The organism is Methylophaga sp. UBA5088, from assembly GCF_002414625.1.
GTDB lineage: Bacteria > Pseudomonadota > Gammaproteobacteria > Nitrosococcales > Methylophagaceae > Methylophaga > Methylophaga marina.
In genome coordinates, this window is record NZ_DIAC01000059.1 from 13,211 (window position 1) to 13,529 (window position 319).

Here is a 319-nt window from a genome sequence, read left to right on the forward strand (position 1 = left end):
ATGTGCGGAATAACCTGTACGGTATTGCCTAAATACTCGCCACGACGTTCTTTACGAATCACGTTCTCATAAATCTGTCCGGTCGTGTAGTTATTGCTGCGGGTCATATCCGCATCAATGAAACGCTCATAGTGACCGAGGTCAAGGTCAGTTTCTGCACCGTCTTCTGTGACAAAAACCTCACCGTGTTGAAGCGGGCTCATCGTACCGGGATCAACGTTGATGTAAGGGTCAAGTTTTACCAACGTGACTTTCAGTCCACGTGCTTCAAGAATAGCAGCCAGTGACGCCGCGGCAATCCCCTTACCCAGGGAAGACA

The 319-nt window shown here is 49.5% G+C and carries 1 pseudogene; it reads right to left on the reverse strand.

The features are described 5' to 3' along the window. Window positions 1-319, reverse strand: a pseudogene (pyrG, locus tag B4K20_RS07895) (CTP synthetase); the annotation flags it as partial.